This is a genomic window from Mesorhizobium zhangyense, from assembly GCF_011045115.1.
Lineage (GTDB): Bacteria > Pseudomonadota > Alphaproteobacteria > Rhizobiales > Rhizobiaceae > Mesorhizobium_M > Mesorhizobium_M zhangyense.
Window position 1 is genome coordinate 597931 of the sequence record NZ_JAAKZG010000001.1, and the last position, 22096, is coordinate 620026.

A 22096-nucleotide genomic window follows, 5' to 3' on the forward strand; every position below is an offset into this window, starting at 1 on the left:
CCGGAAGTGTCGGCCCGCTCGATCAGAAGCGGGACGAGATACCGAAGCTGAAGTTCTGGACGTCGTCGTTGTCTTGCTTGACGACTGGAACAGCGTAGTTGACGCGAAGCGGTCCGAACGGCGAAGCCCAGATAAGACCGGCGCCAACCGAAGCGCGCCACTCCATGTCCTTACCGGCCACAGTAACACCCGCAGCGTCGATTTTGCTGCCATAAAGCGTCGCAGCGTCAGCGAATACGGCACCGCGCAGACCGAAGCTTTCAGGAATGACCGGCACTGGGAACTGCGCTTCAAGAGAGGCGTTGAAATAGGTAGTGCCGCCGAGATGATCCCCTGTCCGCTCATCGTACGGGCCGAAACCGTCATATTCAAAGCCACGAATCATGCGCTCGCTGCCCTTGAAATGATCGAATATACGCAGGCCATCATCTCCGTAGCCCGCAATATGGCCACCGCCGACGCTAGCCAAGCCCACGATATCCATCTCTTCCGAAAGGGTCTGGTAATAGGAACCACGCCCCGTCAGCTTGACGAACTTGGCATCGCCACCAAGACCTGCAACCTCCGTCGTGAAGGTCGCATAGAGACCCGCGTGCGGGTTCTTCATATCGTCAATGGTGTTGTAGAGAATTGTTCCCGAAACCGAAGACTTGTTCCAAGGACTTTCCTCAATGCCTTCTTGAATGGCGTTGGAGATATCATCGCAATCATTCTTGGTCGGATCGTACTCGCCGTCCGTCAAGCAACGGTCACGATAGTTATATTTTTCCTGCGTGAAGTTGTACGCAAGCTGCGTCGACAGAGCTTCCGTGATCGGCAGACCGAAGCGAATTGTCGCGCCGTTCGCCTCGCTCTCATACTTGTCGTAGGTTCGCGTCTGCCGGAAGATATCGAAACCGGCAGCGATGCGACGACCGAGGAAGTAGGGCTCGGTGAACGAGACCATAAAGTCGCGCGACTTGCTGCCGCCACCGGCAGACACCTTGATGTACTGGCCGCGGCCAAGGAAGTTGCGCTCGGTGATGGAGCCTTCAACCGACGGGCCGGGCGTTTCGCCACCCGACGTATAGCCTGCGCCGATCGAGAACTCGCCGGTCGACTTTTCAACGACATCGACGACGAGGACCACCTGATCGGGCTCAGCGCCTGGCGCCGTCGAGATTTCGACGGTTTCGAAGTAGTTGAGCGCTTCCAGCCGCTTCTTCGCGCGCTGGATCAGAACCTGGTTGAAGGCATCGCCTTCGCTGACGTCGAATTCGCGACGAATGACATAGTCACGGGTGCGTGAATTGCCGCGGATTTCGATGCGCTCGACGTAGGTCTTCGCGCCCTGATCTACAGTGTAGACTACCGAGATCGTATGGTTTTCGAAGTTGCGGTCGCCGCGCGGCGTAACCTGAGCAAAGGCATAGCCCTTGCCCGCCACGTCTTCAGTCACGGCGATGATGGAATCTTCGACATTCTTGGCGCTGTAGACGGCGCCCTGCCTGGTCTTGAGCTGCGACTGGAGTTCGGCCGTATCGACCTCGGGGATAGAGCTTTCGACCGAAACGTCGCCGAAGGTGTATTTTTCGCCTTCCTCAACCGTGATGTTCACGGTGTAGGTGTTGGAGGCTTCATCCAGTTCGCCAGCGGCCGACACAACGCGGAAATCTGCATACCCGCGGTTGTAATAGAAGCGGCGCAGAGCTTCCTCGTCCGCCCTGAGACGCTGATCATCATAGACGTCGTCGCGCATCAGGAAGGACAGGATGGTCGACTTCTTGGTCGAGATAACATCGGCAAGGCGACGGCTGCTGAATGCGCTGTTGCCGATAAAGTTGATCGCCGCAATCTTGGTGCGGTCGCCTTCCTTGATATCGAAGACGACGTTGACGCGATTCTCGCCGAGATCCATGACCTGCGTGCCGACCACAACGTCGTTGCGGCCGATGCGGCGGTAGGATTCGCGAATCGCCTCGGCATCCGCCTCCATGGTCTGCGTCGAGAACGTGCCGCGCGGCTTCAACTGAACCGTACCAGAAAGCTGCGCGTCCTTGATCTTCTTGTTGCCCTGGAACAGGACCTGATTGACGACCTGCAGCTCGCTGACCTGCACCACCAGCGTGGAGCCGGCCTGATTGATGCGGACATCGGAGAAAAGGCCTGTCGCGAAGAGGCGCTTCACCGCCTCGTCGATATCGGCATTGGAAAATGCCTTGCCGGGACGGATCTGCACATAGTCGCGGATCGTCTGGGCTTCGACACGCTGATTGCCCCGCACGTCGATGCTGCTGATGACCGCCGCCGAAGCGACGGACACGGTGGCGAACTGCGCAACCACAGCCGCCGGCACTGCCAGCGACGCGGACAAAGCCACCGCAGACGCGGCGTTTAGAAAACTCGATGCTGCCTTCATAGGGCTATATAACCTTTTTCTCGAAGTCCCCACGGCGAGAAAACCGGACGTGCGGCTAATTTCCCATACCGTATTAACCGGATTTTCCCTACACGCAAGGCTTCTGGTTAATTTGCGTTTACTTAGCCATTCAGCGTGACATTCGCGTCACTCATATCGCCATTGATGGTAAACGCCGTCTCAATACCGCCCCTCATCGGGGCAAATTTCTTCATGATTTCAGCATCCAAAGAGATCGTTCCAGAATACGAACCCCATGAACCCCAGAACCAGCAGCATGCCGAGTCGGTAGAAGGCTTCCATCACCCGCTCCGACACCGGCCGTCGGATGACGGCCTCAACTCCATAGAAAAGCAGATGCCCGCCGTCCAGTGGCGGAATCGGCAAAAGATTGAGAAAACCGATTCCGACCGACAAAAGCGCCACGAGTTGCACCAGCCACTCGAAGCCGAGCTTCGCCGCCTTGCCGGCCATGTCGGCGATTTTCACCGGCCCGCCGAGCTGGCACTTGTCTTCACGCCCCACGACGAAGCGCTGAAAGAACTGACCGGTTCGCGCGATGATGTTGCCGGTCTCGTAGACCGCCTCCAGCAAGGCGCCTGGTGGGCTGTAGCTGATGACGCGCGGCTGCCCCACCTGCTCGTTGTTGACTACGCCGATAACGCCAACCTTGACGTTATTTCCCAGCGCGTCCTTCTGCTCCATGACTTCCGGCGTGGCATTGACGGTGACTTCCTTGCCATCGCGCAGCATCACGAACTCGATCGCGTCGCCGGTGCGCCCCGAAACCAGGCGCTGGACATCCGCAAAGGTTTCCACGCGCGTGCCGCCGACCCTGACGAAACGATCACCCGGCAGGATGCCCGCTCTTGCGGCCGGGCTGTCGGGACGCACCTCGGCGACCATCGGCTCGGCCACGAAGCGGCCGTAGACGGAAAACATCACGGTAAAGACGGCAATCGTCAGCAGAAAATTGAACGCCGGCCCTGCAAAAACGGTAAGGGCCCGCTTCCAGATCGGCTGGGTGTGAAAGGCTACCTTGCGCTCCTCGTCGGTGAGGTTGGCCGTCTCGGTAGAATCAGGCGCACTGGTGACATTCATGTCACCGACGAATTTGACGTAGCCGCCGAGCGGTATAGCCGACAGCTTCCAGCGCGTGCCGTGGCGATCGTTGAAGCCGAAGAGTTCCGGGCCGAAGCCGATAGAAAAGGCCTGCACGCCTATGCCGCACCAGCGCCCGACGAGGTAGTGGCCCATTTCGTGGACGAACACGACAACGGTCAGCACGAAGAGGAACGGTATGATGGTGCCGACGAGGAGACTGTTCACGCCGAACACCGCAGGAAGTATCTCGCTCAAACCATGCCCCCAACTGCCCTCAACAAGATTCGGCGAAGCCCGCGCCGTGAGTGTGTGATGTCAAACCGGGCGAATCCAAGGCATCATGCCGAGCGAAGATCGCAGCGCGGCTTTTTCGCCTCAGGCCGGAAACAGACTGCTGGCCGGATGATCCGCGCCACCGAGAAGTGCGCCGATGACGTACAGGGCAAAGGCAGCCACGACAAGCCCGTCGACCCGGTCCATCACGCCGCCATGACCGGGAATGAGGTTGCTCGAGTCCTTTACCCTATGGCGGCGCTTGACCCATGATTCGAAGAGGTCGCCGATCTGCGAGGCAACGGAAAGCAAAAACACCACGGGAACGAGCGTCAACAGGTTGCCGCCGGCAAAGAAAGCCACCGCAAGCCCCGCGATCATGCCGCAAACGGTTCCGCCGACGGCTCCGCTCCAGGTCTTTCCCGGAGAAATGGACGGCGCCAGCTTGGGTCCGCCGATAGCGCGGCCGACGAAGTATGCGAAGATATCGGTGGCCCAAACGGTTGCGAACAAAAACAGGATCGCCATCAGGCCGGATTTATCTGCATCGCGCAGGAAAGCGAGCGAAACACCCGATAGGGCTGCATAGGCAAGGCCGACCGTGGTCCAGGTACCCTGCCCCCGGATTAGCCCCGTCAGGGCAGAGGCGACGACAGCGCATGCCAGGACGGCAAACACTATCGCGGCCGGGAAACCGACCACGAGCACAATCAGTGCGGCAGCTAACAGGATCGCCGAAAGCGCCTGATACGCAGGATTGGCAGATGTGCGGGACATTGCGCACCACTCATAGAAGACTGCGGCGGCAATCGCTGCCGACAATATCCGAAACGGCAAGCCACCCAGCCACGCCAGGAGCAGCACTGCCGCAGCCATGACGATGCCGGAGATCACCCGTAACTGGAGATTGCTCATAGCGCCGCCGCTCAAGATGCGACGCCTCGCGCGTCCAGGCCGCCGAATCGGCGCTCACGCGCCGCATACTGGCGAAGCGCTTCAGCCAGGTGCTCCCGGGTGAAATCCGGCCAGTAGCAAGGCTCGAAAACAAATTCGCTGTAGGCAGCCTGCCAGAGCAGGAAATTGGAAAGGCGCATTTCGCCGCTCGTGCGGATGACGAGGTCTGGATCCGGAATGTCGTTTGTATCCAGAGCCTTGGCGACGGTTTCGGATGTGATTTCTGTGAGTCCGATCTTGCCAGCCAGTGCATCCGCCGCAATCTTGCGGGCCGCGCGGACGATTTCGTCGCGACCGCCGTAGTTGAAGGCGATGACCAGATTGATGGCGCGGTTGTTTGCCGTGAGCGATTCGGCCTCATCGAGCAGAGCTGCGATATCCGGCTGGAGATCGGCGCGCTCGCCAACGATGCGGACACGCACGCCATTCTGATGCAGTTCGGCAAGATCGCGTCGGATGAACAGCTTCAGAAGCCCCATCAGGTCGCTGACTTCCGATTTCGGGCGCGACCAGTTCTCGGAGGAAAAGGCGTAGACCGTCAGCCACGAGATGCCGAGATCGGCAGCATTGCGCACGGTGCGGCGCAACGCCTCGACCCCCGCCTTGTGCCCGGCAAGGCGTGGCAAGCCCCGCGCCTTGGCCCAGCGGCCATTTCCATCCATGATGATCGCGACGTGCGCGGGCGTTGTCATCGGTTCGCTTTCGGGCCGCCGGCTATGCCGTGCGTGCCTCAAACATGCATGATCTCGGCTTCTTTTCCTGACAGCAGGCTATCGACCATGCTGATCGTATCATCAGTCAGCTTCTGAACCTTGTCGGACTGGATGCGCGAGTCGTCTTCGCTGATATCCCCGTCCTTCTGGGCTTTCTTGAGATGATCCATGCCATCGCGGCGTACATGGCGCACAGCCACGCGGGCATTTTCGGCATAGTTATGCGCGATCTTGACCAGTTCCTTGCGGCGCTGCTCATTGAGTTCCGGCAGGGGAATGCGCAAGGTCGTGCCGTCCATGATCGGATTGAAACCAAGATTGGATTCACGAATGGCGCGGTCGACAGCGCCGACCATCGACTTGTCCCACACCGAAACCGAGATCATGCGCGGCTCCGGCACCGAAACAGTGGCGACCTGTGTGATAGGCATCGCAGTGCCGTAGGCCTGAACCTGGATCGGATCGAGAAGATTGCTCGACGCGCGGCCGGTCCTCAGCGAGGCCAGATCGTGCTTGAAGGCGTTGATCGCGCCGTCCATGCGCCGCTGGATGTCGTTGAAATCTGCCCCGTTGCTCATCTTTTCTTCTCCTTGACCTCTGGATTACAAGGTCAGTCCTTGCAGTTTATATGTCGTCGACGACCGTGCAGCGGCCACCGCCCTTGAGAATTTCGCCGAAACCGCCCTGCTCGTGTATCGAGTAGACGATTATCGGGATGTTGTTTTCGCGCGCAAGCGCAATTGCGGCCGTATCCATGATCGAAAGCCCGCGCTTGATGACTTCGTCATGGGTTATGCGATCGAAACGCGTCGCGGTAGAGTCTTTCTTGGGATCGGCCGAGTAGACACCGTCGACCTGGGTTCCCTTAAACAGCGCATCGGCGCCAATCTCGGCGGCGCGCAGGGCGGCTGCCGAATCAGTGGTGAAGAACGGGTTGCCGGTGCCGCCGGCGAAAATCACGACCTTGCCTTCGTTCATGTAGGCGGTCGCCTGGCGCTGCGAGAAGCTTTCGCAGAGCTCCGGCATGGCGATGGCCGAAAGCACCACCGCTTCGACGCCGAGCTTGACCAGGGAGGTGCGCAGCGCCAGCGAATTGATGACGGTCGCCAGCATGCCCATATGGTCGCCGGTGACGCGGTCGCCACCCTTCGAGGCAACAGCCACGCCGCGGAAGATATTGCCGCCGCCGATGACCACGGCCACCTCGACGCCAAGCGCCCTCGCCTCGGCAATGTCGGAGGCGATCCGGTCGACCACTGACACATCGATACCGAAATGCTGCTCGCCCATCAGCGCCTCGCCCGACGCTTTCAGCAAGACACGTCGATACAAGGGTTCTGCCGTCATATTTTCCTCATCATGTCTGGTGTGGTCGCGGCATTCCAAGCGAGACACGAGGTTCACGCTTCCTCCGGAAGGTGGCGATACACGAAGGGCACCGCGTTGTCACGCGATGCCCTGTTCATAACGCTATAGAAGAGTTTGAAGCGGCGTTACTTTTTCACCGCGGCAGCGACTTCGGCTGCGAAGTCGGTCTCTTCCTTCTCGATGCCTTCGCCGAGGGCGAAACGCAGGAAGCCGGTGACCTTGGCGGGAGCGCCGATTTCCTTCTCGGCAGCCTTCAGTGCGGCCTCGACCGTAACGTCGGGATTGAGCACGAAAGCCTGCTTCAGAAGAACGACTTCCTCGTAGAACTTGCGCATGCGGCCTTCGATCATCTTCTCGATGACATTATCCGGCTTGCCCGATTCGCGGGCCTGCTCGGTGAAGATCGCCTTTTCACGGGCAACCGCAGCCGGATCGACTTCCTCGGCGGTCAAAGCCAGCGGGTTGGTCGCAGCAACATGCATGGCAACCTGCTTGCCGAAGGCGCGCGCAGCGTCCGCATTGCCAGTCGTCTCGACGGCGACGAGCACGCCGAGCTTGCCGAGATTGTCGGCAACGGCATTGTGAACGTAGGTCGCGACAGCGCCCGACGAAACCGACAGCTTGGCCGAACGGCGGAACGAGAGGTTTTCACCGATCGTGCCGACGGCGTCTTTGATCGCGTCGACGACGGACTTGTCAGAGCCCGGATATTTGGCAGCAGCGACCGCTTCGGTCTCGCCGCCGACTTCGAGCGCGACCTTGGCCACGTTACGGACGATTGTCTGGAACCCTTCGGCGCGGGCGACGAAGTCGGTCTCCGAGTTCACCTCGACGACGACAGCGTTGGTCGCGTCGCCAGCAACGCCGATCAGGCCTTCAGCGGCGGTACGGCCAGCCTTCTTGTCGGCCTTGGCAATGCCCTTGGCGCGCAGCCAGTCAACGGCAGCTTCCATATCGCCATTGGTCTCGGCGAGAGCCGCCTTACAATCCATCATGCCCGCGCCGGTCATGTCGCGGAGCTGTTTAACCTGTGCAGCTGAAATGCTCATTTTTGCCTCTTTGTTCGAAATGCGCGGGCGCACCATCGAACAATCGATGATGCGCCTGACGCCAGCGCGACAATCCACGCCAAATTTCAGAAAAATGAAGGCCGGGGACCGGCCTTCGCGGTATTAAGCCTCGGGCGCGGAGCCTTCGGGGGCTGCAGCAGGCGTCTCGTCGAGAGCCGGCTCGACCGGAGCTTCGATCGCAGCGCCGACGTCGACACCGAGAGCGCCCTGCTGGCGAGCGATGCCGTCGATCGCAGCCTTGGCGATCAGGTCGCAATAAAGCTGGATGGCGCGTGCCGCGTCGTCATTGCCCGGGATCGGGAAATCGATCTTGTCCGGATCGCAGTTCGAATCGAGAACCGCAACAACCGGAATGCCGAGACGCTTGGCTTCCAGGATGGCGATCGCTTCCTTGTTGGTGTCGATCACGAACATCAGGTCAGGCGTCGAGCCCATGTCCTTGATGCCGCCGAGAGCCTTGTTCAGCTTCTCGCGTTCACGATCAAGGTTCAGGCGTTCCTTCTTGGTGAAGCCCTGAGCTTCGCCGGCCAGCATTTCGTCGAGCTTGCGCAGACGCTGGATCGAGTTCGAAATCGTCTTCCAGTTGGTCAGCATGCCGCCGAGCCAACGCGAGTTGACGTAGTACTGGGCCGAACGCTGCGCGGCATCGGCAACGATGTCCGAAGCCTGACGCTTGGTGCCGACGAACAGAACGCGGCCGCCCTTGGCGACGGTGTCGGACACCTGCTTGAGCGCCTGGTGGAGCAGCGGAACCGTCTGCGACAGATCGATAACGTGGATGTTGTTGCGAGCGCCGTAGATGTAGGGCGCCATCTTCGGGTTCCAGCGGTGGGTCTGGTGGCCGAAGTGAATGCCAGCTTCCAAAAGCTGGCGCATGCTGAAATCAGGCAGAGCCATTCTTAGTTTCCTTTCCGGTTAGCCTCCACGGACAAACTGACGATCTTCCGGCCTTGTCCGAAAAGTCTCATGACTTTTCGCGTTCGGGCCGTAAAACGCCACCGGAGGTTTCAGCCGGATTTCTCCCGGGCAGACACCAAAGTCCGTGTGTGGAATGAGCGCGCATATAGAGGTTGAATACTCGAAAAGCAAGCGCGCATGGTTTGCTGCGCGCTTCAGGCTACTTCGGCGATCGGGATAGCGCGAACCTGCGCCGGTATTTTCTTGCCCGCATGAACCTTCACGCGCCTGAAAACGGTGACGATTTCCTCACGGCTGCAGGCAACCGCTCCGAGCCTCAGAGCGCGGTCCCGTTCGAAGGCGGTGATGTCATAGTGAGGCGCGGTGGTTTTCGGCGGCCCCTGATAGGACGAGCGATGCAGGCCGAGCTGGGCTGCGAAGCGATGAAGCTCAGTCATGTCGTCCGCCATCAGGTGACACCAGCGGCGGCCCGCCCAATGCCAGATCGCATCGTCGACATAGACCGCCATCAGCCGAATACGCCTACTTGTCGCATTTCTGCGTGGGAGCCGGAAACAGCGACAGGTTGACCAGCTTGCCGGTCATCGAAAACTCGCCATAGTCCATCATCAGATCGCGGGTCAGGCCATTTTCGTGCAGCTTGAAGCTGATTCGATATTCCGGCACTTCCTCGCCGCCACCGGCTGCCTGATCATCAAAATAGGCGATCTCGACCGGCCAGTACTTGTCTTTGCCGAGCGTCTTGAGTGCTGGCAGTTCCGGGTCGCTCTTGTCCGCATCCGACTCTGTCTTCTTGCCGACGATGACGGTGGTCGTCATCACCTTGTCGGCATCCTCCGAACCGTCGAACAAATTGGTCTCGTAAAATGTCTCGCCGCTATTGGCCTTCTTGATCAGCTCTTCCAGGTGCTGGGTCGGAAACTGCGTGGCCGACAGTTCGAGATCGCTCTTTTCGGGTTTGTCGATGGCGACCTTGAGCCCGTCATCCTCGCGCGTGGCGGTGCCTTTCACTTCCTTGTCGAGATTCTGGTCGACGAACGACTTCGTGACGAAGCTGAAGGTCTTGCCTTCCGCGTCCTCGAAAGTCGTTGTCTGCTGATCGGTGACGCGGGAGTTGTCGCCTGAGTCGATCTGCGTGACGAAGCGGAACTTGACCGTATAGCCTTCACAGGGCGAACCGTTGAACTCGTAGACCATGCGGCCGGAAAGACTGGTTATGCCGGAGCGATCGGAGGCCTTGTCGAGGACGAGATCGTAAACCGCGCGATGCGGCGCCAGAGGTGTTGCGGCAAAGGCAGGCACGGCAAGCAGCGCCGACGGTGAAACAAGGGCAAGCAAGGCAAGGCGCAATGCGCGCATGAAGACGCTCCGATCGGCGCGGTCCGGATTGGCCGCTGGAAAGATGGTCACTTTAAAAAAAGTCGTGGCGGAAGCGAGGCAAAAATAGCAGTTTGCGCGCGACAACCGATTTCCACCATTAAGACATAGGGAAAGACGATGGGCGAAACAATCGAAAACCGGCTCAAGGATCTGGGCGTCTACCTGCCGCAGGCTGCAGCCCCTGCCGCAAACTACGTGCCCTTCATGCAGAGCGGCAAGTTCGTCTTCACTGCCGGCCAGTTGCCGCTGAAGGACGGCAAGCTCGTCGCTACCGGCCTGCTCGGCCGGGATCTCGATACGGCCGCCGGCAAGGAAGCGGCAAAGCTGTGCGCCATCAACATCCTGGCACAGGCCAAAGCGGCAGTCGGCGATCTCGACAAGATCAAGCGGCTGGTGAAGATCACCGTCTTCGTCGCTTCGTCTCCCGACTTCACCGAGCAGCATCTCGTCGCCAATGGCGCATCGGACTTCCTGGTCGCAGCGCTTGGCGATGCAGGCAAGCATGCGCGTTCCGCCGTCGGCGTGGCGGTACTGCCGCTGAATGCCGCCGTCGAGATCGAAGCCATCATCGAAGTCGCCTGATAGCGAGCAGAGCCATGACCGATATTTCCTGGCTGACGGCCCGGCCGATCGCCCATCGCGGTTACCATGACCAGAACAAGACAGTGTGGGAAAACACGCTGTCGGCCTTTGGCCGCGCCATCAACAAGGGCTTTGCCATCGAATGCGACGTGCATCTGTCGTCGGACGGTGTGCCGGTGATTTTTCACGATAACGGCCTGGAACGCCTGACCGGCACGGACGGCTTCATCTGGCAGCGAACGGCTGGCGAATTGGGAGTATTGCGGGTCGGCGGTACCGCCGATCACGTCCCCACCCTTAGGGAATTGCTCGACCTCGTCGATGGGCGCGTGCCGCTGGTCGTTGAACTGAAGGGCATTCCCGGACGTGATGACGGGCTGGTGAAGCGCGTGTGCGACATGCTGCATGGCTACAAAGGCAAAGCCGCAATCATGTCCTTCGACCACTGGCTGATCCGCCAGTTTCCGGCGCATGCGAAGAAAATCCCGACCGGCCTGACCGCCTATGGCACGAAGAACCACGAGGTCGAACCGCATTTCTCGATGCTCACCTACGGCATTTCCTTCACCTCCTACAGCGTGACGGAACTGCCCAACCGCTTTGTCGATTTCGTGCGGGAAAAGCTCGATATGCCGGTCATCACCTGGACCGTTCGGGACCAAGCGATGGTGGAGCACACCTTCGCGCATGCCGACCAGATGACCTTCGAAGGCTTCGACCCGGACGCCAATCTGACTTCGTGAGCCAAAATCCTCTTGCACTGCAAAAACGGCGACGTATCTAAAGCTTCATGGACAGCGAAAGCGACGGGCAGGGAAAGCAGGCGGATGGCCAATACGTCATCCGCACCGTCGACAGTATCAACGCTTTTTCCCGTGACGAATGGGACAGGTTTTCCGGCGCCTCGCGCTGCGTATCCGAAAGACCGTACAACCCGTTCGTTTCATTCGATTTCCTGAACATTCTCGAAGAATCAGGCTGTGTCTCGCGTCGCGCCGGCTGGCAGCCGCACCATCTGCGGCTCGAGGCGCCAGACGGCGCGGTTCTCGGCGCGGTCCCATGCTACGTGAAATCGCACAGCCAGGGCGAATATGTCTTCGATCATGGCTGGGCCGACGCGTACGAGCGCGCGGGCGGGCAATACTACCCCAAACTGCAGGCTTCGGTGCCGTTCACGCCGGCGACAGGACCGCGATTGCTTGCTGCGCAAGGAGTGAATGCCAATGCGGCAAGAGCCGCCCTCGCCTCTGGGCTGAAGCTGCTGACGGACCGACTTGGCGTTTCCTCTACTCATGTCACCTTCGCCGAGCAGGATGACATGACCGCGCTCGAAAGCGCCGGTTTTCTTGCCCGCACCGACCAGCAATTTCATTTTTTCAATGAAGGCTTCTCGAACTACGACGATTTTCTCGCCACCCTCGCCTCACGCAAGCGCAAGGCGATGAAGAAGGAACGCCGCGAGGCAGTTGCGAACGACATTTCGATCGACTGGCTGACCGGCAGCGATCTCACCGAGCGCGCCTGGGACGACTTTTTTGCCTTCTACATGGATACAGGCAGCCGAAAATGGGGCCGGCCCTATCTCAATCGGAAATTCTTCTCGCTGATCGGCGAGCGCATGCGCGACGACGTGCTGCTGGTGATGGCCAAGCGCAACGGCCGCTACATCGCTGGCGCCATTAACTTCATCGGCTCCGACACGCTATTCGGGCGCAACTGGGGTTGCATCGAGGACCATCCCTTTCTGCATTTCGAGGTCTGTTACCATCAGGCGATCGACTTCGCGATTGAGAAGGGCCTGAAGGTGGTTGAAGCCGGCGCGCAGGGCGAGCACAAGCTGGCGCGCGGCTATCGGCCGGTGACGACCCATTCGGCCCACTACATCTCCCACCCTGGCCTGAGGAACGCGGTTGCCGAATATCTGGAGCGCGAACGCCGCGAAGTCGAGCGCATGAGCGAATATCTCGAAGAGCATGGACCTTTCCGCAAGACCGACAACGATCCCGCGCCTTGAGGCAATTTTCCTGCACTCCGCATTGCCACCTTGATTGCAGGCCCTTCATCAAATGAATATGACCGCTCTAACCGGATCATGAGAGGCAGATGATGGCTTACGACGACAGCAACGTGTTCGCGAAAATCCTGCGTGGCGAACTGCCGTCGCATAAGCTTTACGAGGATGCGGATACATTCGCGCTGATGGACATCATGCCGCGCGGCGACGGCCATTGCCTGGTCATTCCCAAGAAAGCCTCGCGCAACATTTTTGATGTGGAGCCGGATAGCCTCGCGGCAGTCATGCGCACGGTGCAGAAATTGTCACGCGCTGTGATGAAGGCATTTTCGGCCGACGGCGTGACCGTCCAGCAGTTCAATGAAACGGCGGGCGGCCAGGTGGTGTTCCATCTCCACGTCCACATCCTGCCCCGCTTCGAAGGCGTGGCGCTGAAGCCGCATACGGGCTCAATGGAAAAGCCTGAGATTCTGGCTGCCAACGCCGAGAAGATACGCGCCGCCCTCGCTGACAGCTAAAGCAGGTAGAGCCCGGCCAGGAGAGCGACTTCGCCGGCGATGATGCCAACGAGCACACGCCTGCCGAGCAGCATGTAGGCGGCAAAGCCGATCGCGGCGGCACCGATGCGCAAGCCGACAGGCGTTCCCGCCAGCTCACCGCTTGGAAAGATGATCAGATTGCCGATGACCGCTGCCACAAGTGCCGTGGCGACGGTGCGCACCAGAACGAGAACATCCGAATCCTCTGAAATGCGCCCACCGAAATAGACGCCGAGGAAACGCCAGGCGTCGGTTGCCAGCCATCCGGCGACGAGGATGAACAGAAACGGCCACCACCAGGCATCTATCGACCCAAACGTCACCGGGCTGCCCTCTTCCGCGTCATATGGTGGAAGATATAGGCACCGCCGCCGCCGATGAGGCCGGCTAGAAGCAGGTCGAAGCCCGGCCAGATCAAGTGGAAGGCGGGTCCGAGTACCAAACCCAGAACCATCGCGACGTGCCCTGCCCGCTCGCGCGCCGAGCCCCATAGCGAGGTGAGAAAATACATCGGCGTAAGCAGGAAAAGGGCGGCCGCGACCGTCGGCGGCAGGCTGTCGGCCAGCAGGAAGACGACCGCTACCACGACCATGTTGACCAGGACCAGTGTTGGTCCCAGTCCGGCATAATAGCTGGTGCGCATCTCGCGCGGGATGCCGCCAAGCCGCTCCATCGCCAGCACCCAGGACGTTACGGCAACGAAATGAGACAGGAAATAAAGAAACCACTTCGGCGTGCGAGTGCCCTTTAATTCCGGCACCAGCGCCACGACCATCGGCATGAGGCGCACCGAAGACAGTGCCACGGCAAAGGCTGCCGCCGGCAGCGAAGCGCCCGATAGAATGCCGCCGATAAGAACGACGTTGGCCGGCAGCGCCCAGACGGTACCTGTCATGAAAACGGTCTGAACCAGCGTCAGTCCCGCTTCCTTTGCCAATCCGGCAAAGCCGATATGAGCGCTGGCGAGGAGCAGGCCGGGAACGGAGAATGCAGCGCGGACGCCGCGCAAATACCAGACCAAGCGCCCGGCAGTGTCGGCTTCGGCATCGAGGGAAATTGCGGTGGCTTCGTCGGACATCGCTTTGCCGCTTAGCACATGCGAAAAGCCGAGGCGACGTGAAATTCGTGGGCCAGAACATGCCAACCAACGCCGATCAAGATGGCAGGAGATTACAACAGACACGCCGGCGAAGCTTGAGCCGGCAGATGGCCTGCGCTACGCTGTAGGCGTCGAAAAAGGCGGATCGGTGTGGTTAGCCCGGTCGTTTCCTGCGGGAGACTCTGTCTGGCGCTTGCGCCAAGTCCCATGACGTAGCTCTGTCGCATGGTGTGTCAGCGCAAACGTTAGGGATATGAACAATGCAACAGCAAGTCTCCGTACTCACCCTTGGCATCGCCGATCTGGTGCGGTCACGGCGCTTCTATGTCGAAGGGTTCGGCTGGCAGCCGATTTTTCAGAACGAAGATATCGTCTTCTACCAGATGAACGGTTTCGTGCTCGGAACCTGGCTGGAAACCTCGCTTTCCGCGGATATGGGACGCAAGCTGGTCAAGCCTGGCGCCTTCGCCATGGGCCATAATGTTCCAACCAGAGATGCAGTCCAGCCGACAATGGATCGCCTGGTCAAAGCCGGCGGGCGCCTTCTGAAAGCCCCGACCGAGCCGCCGCATGGCGGCTTCACCGGCTACGTCACCGATCCGGACGATCATGCCTGGGAAATCGCGTGGAACCCGGCCTGGGCCATCAGCCCGTCCGGCATGGTCACCTTCGGTCTTTAGGTAAAACGAGATGCCGGTCGCGCTCAGGCGCGGCCGGCTTTTTCGCGAAATTCAAGGCTCTTTCCTGAAGAGAAAAACATTTGCATTGCCTGTTTTCTTTGCATAGCGTGAAGATGCCCGCTTTCAAAGCAGGGGGAGTTTTGAGACCGGGATATTCGCAGCATAGCGGACCGCCAAAGGCGGCATAATCAAAGGGAGAAAATTCAGGGAAGGCCGGGAGGTGTCGTCGCAACAACACCGAGGGGTACAATAACGGAACCGGCAGAACTGCAAACCAAGATAGAGGCGCTGGAGGCGTCTCTGAAGATGGCCACCGCCGTCAATGCGGAGATATTTTACTGGTGGTGCACCGCATTGATGATCGCCATCCATGCGGGTTTTCTCGCTTATGAAATGGGCGCATCCCGCGCCAAGAATGCACTCGCTTCGGGCGTCAAGAACCTCGTCGCCTTCGCATTCCTCGTACCGTTCTTCTATTTCGTCGGGTGGTTCATCTACAACGCTTTTCCGACCGGCTTCACCATATCGGAAGCAGGCGCAAACGCCCTGCCCTGGGTGCAGGCAATGGGGCCGAACCTCGGCGACAACGCTTCCGGCATCTTCTGGGCCGCGTTCACGCTCTTTGCGGCAACCACCGCATCTATCATGTCAGGTTCGGTCATCGAGCGTATCCGCATTTCCGGCTTTGCCATCCTCGCTATAGTGCTCGGCTCTATGGTGTGGGTTCTCGGCGCGTCGTGGGGATGGCATCCCAACGGCTGGCTGACCACGAGTTGGGGTCTTCACGACATCGGAGCCGCAGGCTGCGTCCACATGGTCGCCGGCTTCTTCACGCTCGGCGTGCTGATCAATCTCGGGCCGCGCATCGGCCGCTTCAATGCGGATGGCAGCGTCAACGAGATCAACGGACATAATATGCCGATGTCGCTGATCGGCCTGATGCTGATTGTCATGGGCTTCTTCGGCTTCCTCGGCGGCTGCATCATCTACACCGGCGACACCTGGATGACGATCTACAACACGCCGACCACGCTTTCGGCCTTCGCCTTCAACACGCTGATGGGCGTCGCCGGCGGCATGCTTGGCTGCTATCTCGTCACCCGCGATCCGTTCTGGATGATGTCGGGTGCACTGGTCGGCGTTATCTCGTCTGCGCCGGGCCTTGATGTCTACTATCCGCCGCTCGCCTTCATGATCAGCTTTGCCGGCGGCTGCGTCGTTCCGAAGCTTAACCAATTGCTGCTCACCAAATTCAAGATCGACGATGCAGTCGGCGCAGTCGCCGTTCACGGCTTCGGCGGTGTTTGGGGCCTGGTGGCTTGCGGCATTTTCGCTTCGGGATATCCGAACGTGGAAGGACCGGCGATCTCGTTCCTTGGTCAGGTCCAGAGCATGCTGGTGTTCGCCGTCCTCGGCTTCCTGCCGGGCTACGTGCTTTCCTATGTGCTCAAGATGTTCGGCCTGCTGCGCAGCAGCGAAGCCGCAGAACTAGCCGGTCTCGACCTCGCCGAGGTTCCGGTGAAAGCCTATCCTGAATCACGCATCCCCGCCTTCGGCGACGGCGCACTCAGCCCAGCCGAATAATGAACGCAATCAAAGATATAAGCGGAGAAGTTTCATCATGAACAGCGCACCGATCACCGCCTGGGAAGGCGCGGAGGCTTATTTCACCTTCGCCGACAAACCGGCCCTGCTGGCCATCTTCTGTCTCGCGGCCATTGCTGCCTGCGTCTACACCATCGTCAGCATGGTCAAGCACGAGAACGCCAGTTCCAGGAAACTGAACGGCAAATAAGACGGCTCTATCGTCCGCCAAAAAGAAACCCGCCGGCTTTTCGCCGGCGGGTTTTTCGTCTCTGGGTTCAGATGCCTTGGCCGGTCAGCCTTTGCGTGGAAGCTGCGGTACCAAGCTGCGCTTCGTACCGTCCTTGCCCTTCGGCGGGGACTTCGGCTTCGCCGTTGCCACAGGCTTCTTCGCAACCGCCTTCTTTGCGGCCGGCTTCTTTGCCGGAAGCTTCTTCGGTTCTTCCTTCTTCGGCTTGACCGGCAGTTCATCGGCAAGCGTTTCGAGCTTCAGGCCGGTCTCGCCGGTTTCCTTCTTCTCGACGGTCACACGGACGGTGCCGCCCTTCTTGAGCTTGCCGAACAGAACCTCATCGGCCAACGGCTTCTTGATGTGCTCCTGGATGACACGGCCGAGCGGCCGGGCACCCATGCGCTCGTCATAGCCCTTCTCGGCAAGCCAGGCGATCGCATCCGGCGACAGGTCGAAGGTCACGCCACGCTCCGAAAGCTGGGCTTCAAGCTGCATTACGAACTTCTCTACCACCTTGTGCACGACCGGAACCGGCAACGTACCGAACGGGATGATCGCGTCGAGACGGTTGCGGAATTCCGGCGTGAACAGCCGGTTGATCGCCTCGACATCGTCGCCTTCGCGCTTGGTCGAGCCGAAACCAATCGCCGCACGTTGCGCATCCGATGCGCCCGCATTGGTGGTCATGATCAGGATGACATTGCGGAAGTCGATCTGCTTGCCGTTGTGGTCGGTCAGCTTGCCGTGATCCATGACCTGCAACAGGATGTTGAACAGATCCGGATGCGCCTTTTCGACCTCATCGAGCAGCAGCACGCAATGCGGATGCTGGTCGACGCCGTCGGTCAGCAGACCGCCCTGGTCGAAGCCGACATAGCCGGGAGGCGCGCCGATCAGCCGCGAGACTGTGTGGCGCTCCATATATTCCGACATGTCGAAGCGGATCAGCTCGACGCCGAGCGACAGAGCCAACTGCCGCGCGACTTCGGTCTTGCCGACGCCGGTCGGGCCTGAGAACAGGTAGGAGCCGATCGGCTTTTCCGGTTCGCGCAGGCCGGCACGTGCCAGCTTGATCGCCGAAGACAGCGCAGTGATCGCCGTATCCTGGCCGTAGACGACACGCCGCAGCTCGGTCTCGAGACCGGCCAGAACCTGCTCGTCGTCGGCAGAAACGGTTTTCGGCGGAATGCGGGCCATCGTCGCGATGGTCGCTTCGATTTCCTTGATGCCGATCGTCTTCTTGCGCTTGCCTTCCGGCAGAAGCATCTGCGAGGCACCGGTCTCGTCGATCACGTCGATCGCCTTGTCCGGCAGCTTGCGGTCGTTGATGTAGCGTGCCGAGAGCTCCACCGCAGCCTTTATGGCTTCGTTGGTGAACTTTACCTTGTGGAAGTCCTCATAATAGGGCTTCAGGCCCTTCATGATCTCGATCGCGTCGTCGACCGTCGGCTCGTTCACGTCGATCTTCTGGAAGCGCCGCACCAGGGCACGGTCCTTCTCGAAGAACTGGCGGAATTCCTTGTAGGTGGTCGAGCCGATGCAGCGTATCGCGCCGGAAGACAGCGCCGGCTTGAGCAGGTTCGATGCATCCATCGCACCGCCCGAGGTGGCACCGGCGCCGATCACCGTATGGATCTCGTCGATGAACAGGACCGCGCCCGGATACTCTTCGAGCTCCTTGACGACCTGTTTCAGACGCTCCTCGAAATCGCCGCGATAGCGGGTGCCTGCAAGCAGGGTACCCATGTCGAGCGCAAAGATCGTGGCGTCGGCGAGCACCGAGGGAACGTCGCCCTCGACGATACGCTTGGCCAGCCCTTCGGCGATCGCCGTCTTGCCGACGCCGGGATCACCGACATAGAGCGGGTTGTTCTTCGAGCGGCGGCACAGCACCTGGATGGTGCGGTTGATCTCGGACTCACGGCCGATCAGCGGGTCGATCTTGCCGGCCCGCGCCTTCTTGTTGAGATCGACGCAGTAGGCGGTAAGCGCGTCCTGCTGCTTCTTCTTGCCGCCCTCCTCCTGGGCGTCGCCGCCGCCGGAGGAACCGCCGGACTGATCGTCCTCGGCACCGCGAGGCGTCCTGCTTTCGCTGGCGCCCGGCCGCTTGGCAATGCCATGCGAGATGTAGTTGACCGCGTCGTAGCGGGTCATCTGCTGTTCCTGCAGGAAGTAGGCAGCGTGGCTCTCGCGCTCGGCAAAGATAGCCACGAGCACGTTGGCGCCCGACACTTCATCACGGCCCGAAGACTGGACGTGGATAACCGCGCGCTGGATGACGCGCTGGAATCCTGCCGTCGGCTTGGAGTCCTCGTCGTAGCCGGTGACCAGATTGTCGAGTTCGGTATCGATATAGGTGAGCACCGTGTGCTTCAGATCGTCGAGATCGACGTTGCAGGCACGCATGACGGCGGCCGCTTCGGCGTCGTCGATCAGCGCCAGCAGCAGATGCTCAAGGGTTGCATATTCATGGTGGCGCTCATTGGCGAGTGTCAACGCCTGGTGCAGCGCCTTTTCCAGGCCTTGGGAGAAAGCCGGCATTCAGTACCTCATTTCTTCTCCATCACGCATTGCAGCGGATGTTGATTCTGACGGGCAAAATCCATGACCTGGGACACTTTGGTCTCGGCCACTTCAAATGTATAGACCCCGCATTCGCCGACGCCATGATTGTGAACATGCAGCATGATGCGGGTAGCGGCTTCGCGATCCTTCTGGAAAAACCGTTCCAAAATATGGATGACGAATTCCATCGGCGTGTAGTCGTCGTTGAGGATCAGAACCCGATAAAGGCTGGGCTTCTTTGTCTTGGTCTTCGTGCGCGTGATTACGGCTGTGCCGCGACCGGGGCCATTGCCCCCATCCTGGCCATTCTGCATATGCGCCACTCGCTTGGTAGTGGCATCCCCGCCGTTCGTCACTTGTACCATGCCTTTCGCGGGATCCTCACCCGAAACTCGAATGTAGGTAGTCGACACCAGATTTTAAGCCCTTCTTTCTTGGTGACAATATGCTTGCTCGTTTCAGGAGCGACGATTTCAGTCAATCGTGATCGGATAACGAACAAGAAGTACGAAAAAACCCGGCTGCGCAAGGCAACCGGGTTTATGGCAGAGCGGTAAGCTCCGCGAATGCATCAATCGCGAAAAATTACTTCGCCTTGGCAATGATCGATTCGAAGGGCTTGTAAGCCTCCTTTGCGAGGTCGGCATAGAGCTCCTGGAGCTTGGTAGCCTCGGCAACGAAACCTTCATAGGCCTGCTTGGCGTAGTCGGTCTGGATTTCGAGGGCCTTTTCCAACGAACCCGACGAGATCACTTTTTCAAACGCAGCAGAACCGCTCTCGAACGACTTCTTGGAGTACTCGCCCGCTTCAACGGCGATCGCCTGAGCGCTCTTTGAGACGGATGCAAAGCTCTTCAGGCTGTTGTCCATGAATTCCTTGCCGAATTTGCTCGTGTCTTCAAACGACTGCATCATCTGCGCATTCCCTTTCGTTGTCGGTTGGTCTGGCGCTTTTTTGTGCGATGCCGCTAATTTATTGTGCGATGCACAAAAAGTCAATCGGAGATGCCCCCAAGGCAGGCAATTCGCAGCAGCGGCGAAAGATAAATTTATCCTAAATCCAAAACAAAATGGTGAACGTTACGGTTACCATAAACGGATTGGTAACGCTGTGACCCTACTGTGACCGGAAAGTGAGGCAGGAGCCTTTGCCGCCTCGGGTGCAACAAAAATCCAAAGGGTGTAACAGTGCGTCAAGCGTTTGCAGGCATTGCTCTCCGAAAAGTATTCTCCGCAAAATCCGCAATCGCAGCCTTCCTCGCCATTACGATGTGCGTGGCGGCAGTTGGTTCGGCATCGGCGAATGCGAAATATGCTGCGATCGTCGTCGACGCCAATACCGGCAAGACGCTGTTCTCGGCGAATTCGGAATCGCGACGCTTTCCGGCATCGCTGACCAAGATGATGACGCTGTACCTGACCTTCGAAGCGCTCTCGCGCGGCAAGATCAACAAGGACACCCGCGTCCCCTTCTCCGCCCAGGCGTCCGCGCAGCCGCCGACGAAGATCGGCGTGAAAGCGGGCGGTTCGGTCACTGTCGAAACCGCGATCTACGCGCTCGTCACCAAGTCGGCCAATGACGCAGCCACAGCACTTGCCGAGCTTCTCGGCGGCTCGCAGGACAATTTCGCGCGCATCATGACCGCCAAGGCGCGCAGCCTAGGCATGAACAGCACCGTCTTCCGCAACGCCAACGGCCTGCCGAACTCGGCGCAGTTCACCACCGCCCGCGACATGGCCATGCTCGGCATCGCGCTGAAGGAGCACTACCCGCAGTATTACGGCTATTTCTCCACCCGCTCCTTCACGTATGGCCGGCAGCGCATGCCGAACCACAATCGTCTTCTCGGCCGCATCAAGGGCGTGGACGGCATCAAGACCGGCTATACCAATGCTTCCGGCTTCAATCTCGTCTCGTCGGTTTCCGACGGCAATCGCCGCATCGTCGCTGTTGTCATGGGCGGCGCCAGCGGTGCTGCCCGCGACAACCACATGGCCGACCTGATCAAGAAGTACCTGCCCCAGGCTTCCAACGGCGGCAAGGGCGGTCCTTTGATTGCCAGCGCCACCACCTCGCCGATCGGTGCGATCGCCAAGGTACTGCTGCCCAAGCATGACGCGCCGACCCCGGATACGCGCCCGGGGGCCGATATCGTGGTTGCTGCCGATGAAGCGCCTGCCGTCGTCAAGCGCAAGGTTGCACGCACGCCGGAAACGGTCGCTGCCCCTGTCATGCAGGCCTATGCCGATCCGGCGCCAAGGCCGCAGGCTGAGGTCGAAGAGGTTGCTGAACAGCGTACGGCTGCAGTCGATCAGGCAGTTGCCATCCAGCAGGAAGTCGATCCGGCCCATACCGCATCTATTGGCCCGTCAGGCTGGGCGATCCAGGTTGCTTCGTCGCCGAGCCGCGAAGAAGCCCAGGCATTCCTTTCCAAGGCCAGCCAGCAGGCTCCCAAGCTTCTTTCTGACGCTGCAGCCTTCACCGTGCAGTTCGAAAAAGGCGGCGTGACTTACCATCGCGCACGCTTCGGCGGCTTCGGCACCAAGACCGCCGCGTGGGACGCCTGCGCTGCACTGAAGAAGAAGAAAATCGCCTGCTACGCAATTCAGAACAACTGAAACA

23 protein-coding genes are annotated in these 22096 nt (G+C 59.8%); 8 read left to right on the top strand and 15 right to left on the bottom strand.

Features of this window, described 5'->3' with window-relative positions:
• Window positions 1–22: 22 nt before the first annotated feature.
• From bamA to G6N74_RS02985, 10 genes are all read right to left on the bottom strand, one after another.
• Window positions 23–2398 (bottom strand): outer membrane protein assembly factor BamA, encoded by a 2376-nt coding sequence (gene bamA / locus G6N74_RS02940; protein ID WP_165114089.1) that lies wholly within the window; start codon window positions 2396–2398, stop codon window positions 23–25.
• Window positions 2399–2617: 219 nt separating this feature from the next.
• Entirely contained in the window at window positions 2618–3757 is a 1140-nt protein-coding gene (gene rseP, locus G6N74_RS02945) for an RIP metalloprotease RseP (RefSeq protein ID WP_165114091.1), read from the bottom strand.
• Between the two features lie 120 nt (window positions 3758–3877).
• Window positions 3878–4690, bottom strand: coding sequence for a phosphatidate cytidylyltransferase (locus G6N74_RS02950; protein WP_165114094.1), 813 nt, complete (start codon window positions 4688–4690; stop codon window positions 3878–3880).
• Between the two features lie 11 nt (window positions 4691–4701).
• Window positions 4702–5421: an isoprenyl transferase gene (locus G6N74_RS02955; protein ID WP_165114097.1), complete on the bottom strand. Its 720-nt coding sequence runs from the start codon at window positions 5419–5421 to the stop codon at window positions 4702–4704.
• Window positions 5422–5459: 38 nt separating this feature from the next.
• Window positions 5460–6020, bottom strand: coding sequence for a ribosome recycling factor (gene frr / locus G6N74_RS02960; RefSeq protein ID WP_165114099.1), 561 nt, complete (start codon window positions 6018–6020; stop codon window positions 5460–5462).
• A 46-nt stretch (window positions 6021–6066) separates the two neighbouring features.
• Window positions 6067–6789 carry a UMP kinase gene (pyrH, locus tag G6N74_RS02965; RefSeq protein WP_165114102.1) on the bottom strand — a complete coding sequence of 241 codons (723 nt, stop codon included), beginning with the start codon at window positions 6787–6789 and terminating at the stop codon, window positions 6067–6069.
• 146 nt (window positions 6790–6935) lie between these two features.
• Window positions 6936–7859: a translation elongation factor Ts gene (gene tsf, locus G6N74_RS02970; RefSeq protein ID WP_165114105.1), complete on the bottom strand. Its 924-nt coding sequence runs from the start codon at window positions 7857–7859 to the stop codon at window positions 6936–6938.
• 123 nt (window positions 7860–7982) lie between these two features.
• Window positions 7983–8777 carry a 30S ribosomal protein S2 gene (gene rpsB, locus G6N74_RS02975; protein ID WP_091916797.1) on the bottom strand — a complete coding sequence of 265 codons (795 nt, stop codon included), beginning with the start codon at window positions 8775–8777 and terminating at the stop codon, window positions 7983–7985.
• 215 nt (window positions 8778–8992) lie between these two features.
• On the bottom strand, window positions 8993–9307 hold the full coding sequence (locus tag G6N74_RS02980) for a DUF4031 domain-containing protein (RefSeq protein WP_165114108.1): 315 nt from the start codon (window positions 9305–9307) through the stop codon (window positions 8993–8995).
• Between the two features lie 13 nt (window positions 9308–9320).
• Window positions 9321–10157, bottom strand: coding sequence for a cell envelope integrity EipB family protein (locus G6N74_RS02985; RefSeq protein ID WP_165114111.1), 837 nt, complete (start codon window positions 10155–10157; stop codon window positions 9321–9323).
• Between the two features lie 138 nt (window positions 10158–10295).
• Between G6N74_RS02985 and G6N74_RS02990 the strand changes: the two genes are divergently transcribed.
• From G6N74_RS02990 to G6N74_RS03005, 4 genes are all read left to right on the top strand, one after another.
• Entirely contained in the window at window positions 10296–10760 is a 465-nt protein-coding gene (locus G6N74_RS02990; protein WP_165114114.1) for a RidA family protein, read from the top strand.
• On the top strand, window positions 10760–11503 hold the full coding sequence (locus tag G6N74_RS02995) for a glycerophosphodiester phosphodiesterase (RefSeq protein WP_312857827.1): 744 nt from the start codon (window positions 10760–10762) through the stop codon (window positions 11501–11503). Before G6N74_RS02990 ends, G6N74_RS02995 begins: the two co-directional genes overlap by 1 nt.
• 47 nt (window positions 11504–11550) lie before the next feature.
• Window positions 11551–12774, top strand: coding sequence for a GNAT family N-acetyltransferase (locus G6N74_RS03000; protein ID WP_165114120.1), 1224 nt, complete (start codon window positions 11551–11553; stop codon window positions 12772–12774).
• Between the two features lie 89 nt (window positions 12775–12863).
• Window positions 12864–13292, top strand: coding sequence for an HIT family protein (locus G6N74_RS03005; protein WP_165114122.1), 429 nt, complete (start codon window positions 12864–12866; stop codon window positions 13290–13292).
• On the opposite strand, the gene G6N74_RS03010 is transcribed toward G6N74_RS03005, so the two are convergent.
• Both G6N74_RS03010 and G6N74_RS03015 read right to left on the bottom strand, forming a co-directional pair.
• Window positions 13289–13636 (bottom strand): AzlD domain-containing protein, encoded by a 348-nt coding sequence (locus tag G6N74_RS03010; RefSeq protein ID WP_165114125.1) that lies wholly within the window; start codon window positions 13634–13636, stop codon window positions 13289–13291. The genes G6N74_RS03005 and G6N74_RS03010 overlap by 4 nt on opposite strands.
• The gene (locus G6N74_RS03015) at window positions 13633–14391 is read right to left on the bottom strand and encodes an AzlC family ABC transporter permease (protein ID WP_165114128.1); all 759 of its coding nucleotides are present in this window, start codon (window positions 14389–14391) and stop codon (window positions 13633–13635) included. The genes G6N74_RS03010 and G6N74_RS03015 overlap by 4 nt, the downstream gene beginning before the upstream one ends.
• A gap of 281 nt (window positions 14392–14672) precedes the next feature.
• On the opposite strand from G6N74_RS03015, the gene G6N74_RS03020 reads away from it, so the two are divergent.
• The 3 genes from G6N74_RS03020 to G6N74_RS03030 all read left to right on the top strand — a co-directional run bounded on the left by G6N74_RS03020 (window position 14673) and on the right by G6N74_RS03030 (window position 16887).
• A complete protein-coding gene (locus tag G6N74_RS03020; RefSeq protein WP_165114130.1) occupies window positions 14673–15092 on the top strand; it encodes a VOC family protein in 420 nt (139 codons plus the stop codon).
• A 306-nt stretch (window positions 15093–15398) separates the two neighbouring features.
• Window positions 15399–16676 (top strand): ammonium transporter, encoded by a 1278-nt coding sequence (locus G6N74_RS03025; protein ID WP_165114133.1) that lies wholly within the window; start codon window positions 15399–15401, stop codon window positions 16674–16676.
• Between the two features lie 37 nt (window positions 16677–16713).
• Window positions 16714–16887: a hypothetical protein gene (locus G6N74_RS03030; protein WP_165114135.1), complete on the top strand. Its 174-nt coding sequence runs from the start codon at window positions 16714–16716 to the stop codon at window positions 16885–16887.
• 84 nt (window positions 16888–16971) lie between these two features.
• Here G6N74_RS03030 and clpA read toward each other — a convergent pair whose 3' ends face one another.
• The 3 genes from clpA to G6N74_RS03045 form a co-directional block, all read right to left on the bottom strand.
• A complete protein-coding gene (gene clpA / locus G6N74_RS03035; protein ID WP_165114137.1) occupies window positions 16972–19449 on the bottom strand; it encodes an ATP-dependent Clp protease ATP-binding subunit ClpA in 2478 nt (825 codons plus the stop codon).
• Window positions 19450–19457: 8 nt separating this feature from the next.
• Complete coding sequence (gene clpS, locus G6N74_RS03040; protein ID WP_091916871.1) at window positions 19458–19787, bottom strand: ATP-dependent Clp protease adapter ClpS; 330 nt, start codon at window positions 19785–19787, stop codon at window positions 19458–19460.
• Window positions 19788–20058: 271 nt separating this feature from the next.
• Window positions 20059–20388 (bottom strand): phasin family protein, encoded by a 330-nt coding sequence (locus tag G6N74_RS03045; RefSeq protein ID WP_165114140.1) that lies wholly within the window; start codon window positions 20386–20388, stop codon window positions 20059–20061.
• Window positions 20389–20661: 273 nt separating this feature from the next.
• Between G6N74_RS03045 and G6N74_RS03050 the strand changes: the two genes are divergently transcribed.
• Window positions 20662–22092, top strand: coding sequence for a D-alanyl-D-alanine carboxypeptidase (locus tag G6N74_RS03050; protein WP_165114142.1), 1431 nt, complete (start codon window positions 20662–20664; stop codon window positions 22090–22092).
• The last annotated feature ends 4 nt before the right edge of the window (window positions 22093–22096 follow it).

Bases quoted from the DNA above. Each gene is read 5' to 3' on its own strand.
- pyrH (WP_165114102.1), bottom strand. From the start codon at position 6,789: ATGACGGCAGAACCCTTGTATCGACGTGTCTTGCTGAAAGCGTCGGGC.
- clpS (WP_091916871.1), bottom strand. From the start codon at position 19,787: ATGCAGAATGGCCAGGATGGGGGCAATGGCCCCGGTCGCGGCACAGCC.
- clpA (WP_165114137.1), bottom strand. From the start codon at position 19,449: ATGCCGGCTTTCTCCCAAGGCCTGGAAAAGGCGCTGCACCAGGCGTTG.
- tsf (WP_165114105.1), bottom strand. From the start codon at position 7,859: ATGAGCATTTCAGCTGCACAGGTTAAACAGCTCCGCGACATGACCGGC.
- G6N74_RS03030 (WP_165114135.1), top strand. From the start codon at position 16,714: ATGAACAGCGCACCGATCACCGCCTGGGAAGGCGCGGAGGCTTATTTC.
- G6N74_RS03005 (WP_165114122.1), top strand. From the start codon at position 12,864: ATGATGGCTTACGACGACAGCAACGTGTTCGCGAAAATCCTGCGTGGC.
- G6N74_RS02955 (WP_165114097.1), bottom strand. From the start codon at position 5,421: ATGACAACGCCCGCGCACGTCGCGATCATCATGGATGGAAATGGCCGC.
- G6N74_RS02985 (WP_165114111.1), bottom strand. From the start codon at position 10,157: ATGCGCGCATTGCGCCTTGCCTTGCTTGCCCTTGTTTCACCGTCGGCG.
- rpsB (WP_091916797.1), bottom strand. From the start codon at position 8,777: ATGGCTCTGCCTGATTTCAGCATGCGCCAGCTTTTGGAAGCTGGCATT.
- G6N74_RS03020 (WP_165114130.1), top strand. From the start codon at position 14,673: ATGCAACAGCAAGTCTCCGTACTCACCCTTGGCATCGCCGATCTGGTG.
- frr (WP_165114099.1), bottom strand. From the start codon at position 6,020: ATGAGCAACGGGGCAGATTTCAACGACATCCAGCGGCGCATGGACGGC.
- G6N74_RS03015 (WP_165114128.1), bottom strand. From the start codon at position 14,391: ATGTCCGACGAAGCCACCGCAATTTCCCTCGATGCCGAAGCCGACACT.
- G6N74_RS02950 (WP_165114094.1), bottom strand. From the start codon at position 4,690: ATGAGCAATCTCCAGTTACGGGTGATCTCCGGCATCGTCATGGCTGCG.
- bamA (WP_165114089.1), bottom strand. From the start codon at position 2,398: ATGAAGGCAGCATCGAGTTTTCTAAACGCCGCGTCTGCGGTGGCTTTG.
- G6N74_RS03000 (WP_165114120.1), top strand. From the start codon at position 11,551: ATGGACAGCGAAAGCGACGGGCAGGGAAAGCAGGCGGATGGCCAATAC.
- G6N74_RS02990 (WP_165114114.1), top strand. From the start codon at position 10,296: ATGGGCGAAACAATCGAAAACCGGCTCAAGGATCTGGGCGTCTACCTG.
- G6N74_RS02980 (WP_165114108.1), bottom strand. From the start codon at position 9,307: ATGGCGGTCTATGTCGACGATGCGATCTGGCATTGGGCGGGCCGCCGC.
- G6N74_RS03045 (WP_165114140.1), bottom strand. From the start codon at position 20,388: ATGATGCAGTCGTTTGAAGACACGAGCAAATTCGGCAAGGAATTCATG.
- G6N74_RS03025 (WP_165114133.1), top strand. From the start codon at position 15,399: ATGGCCACCGCCGTCAATGCGGAGATATTTTACTGGTGGTGCACCGCA.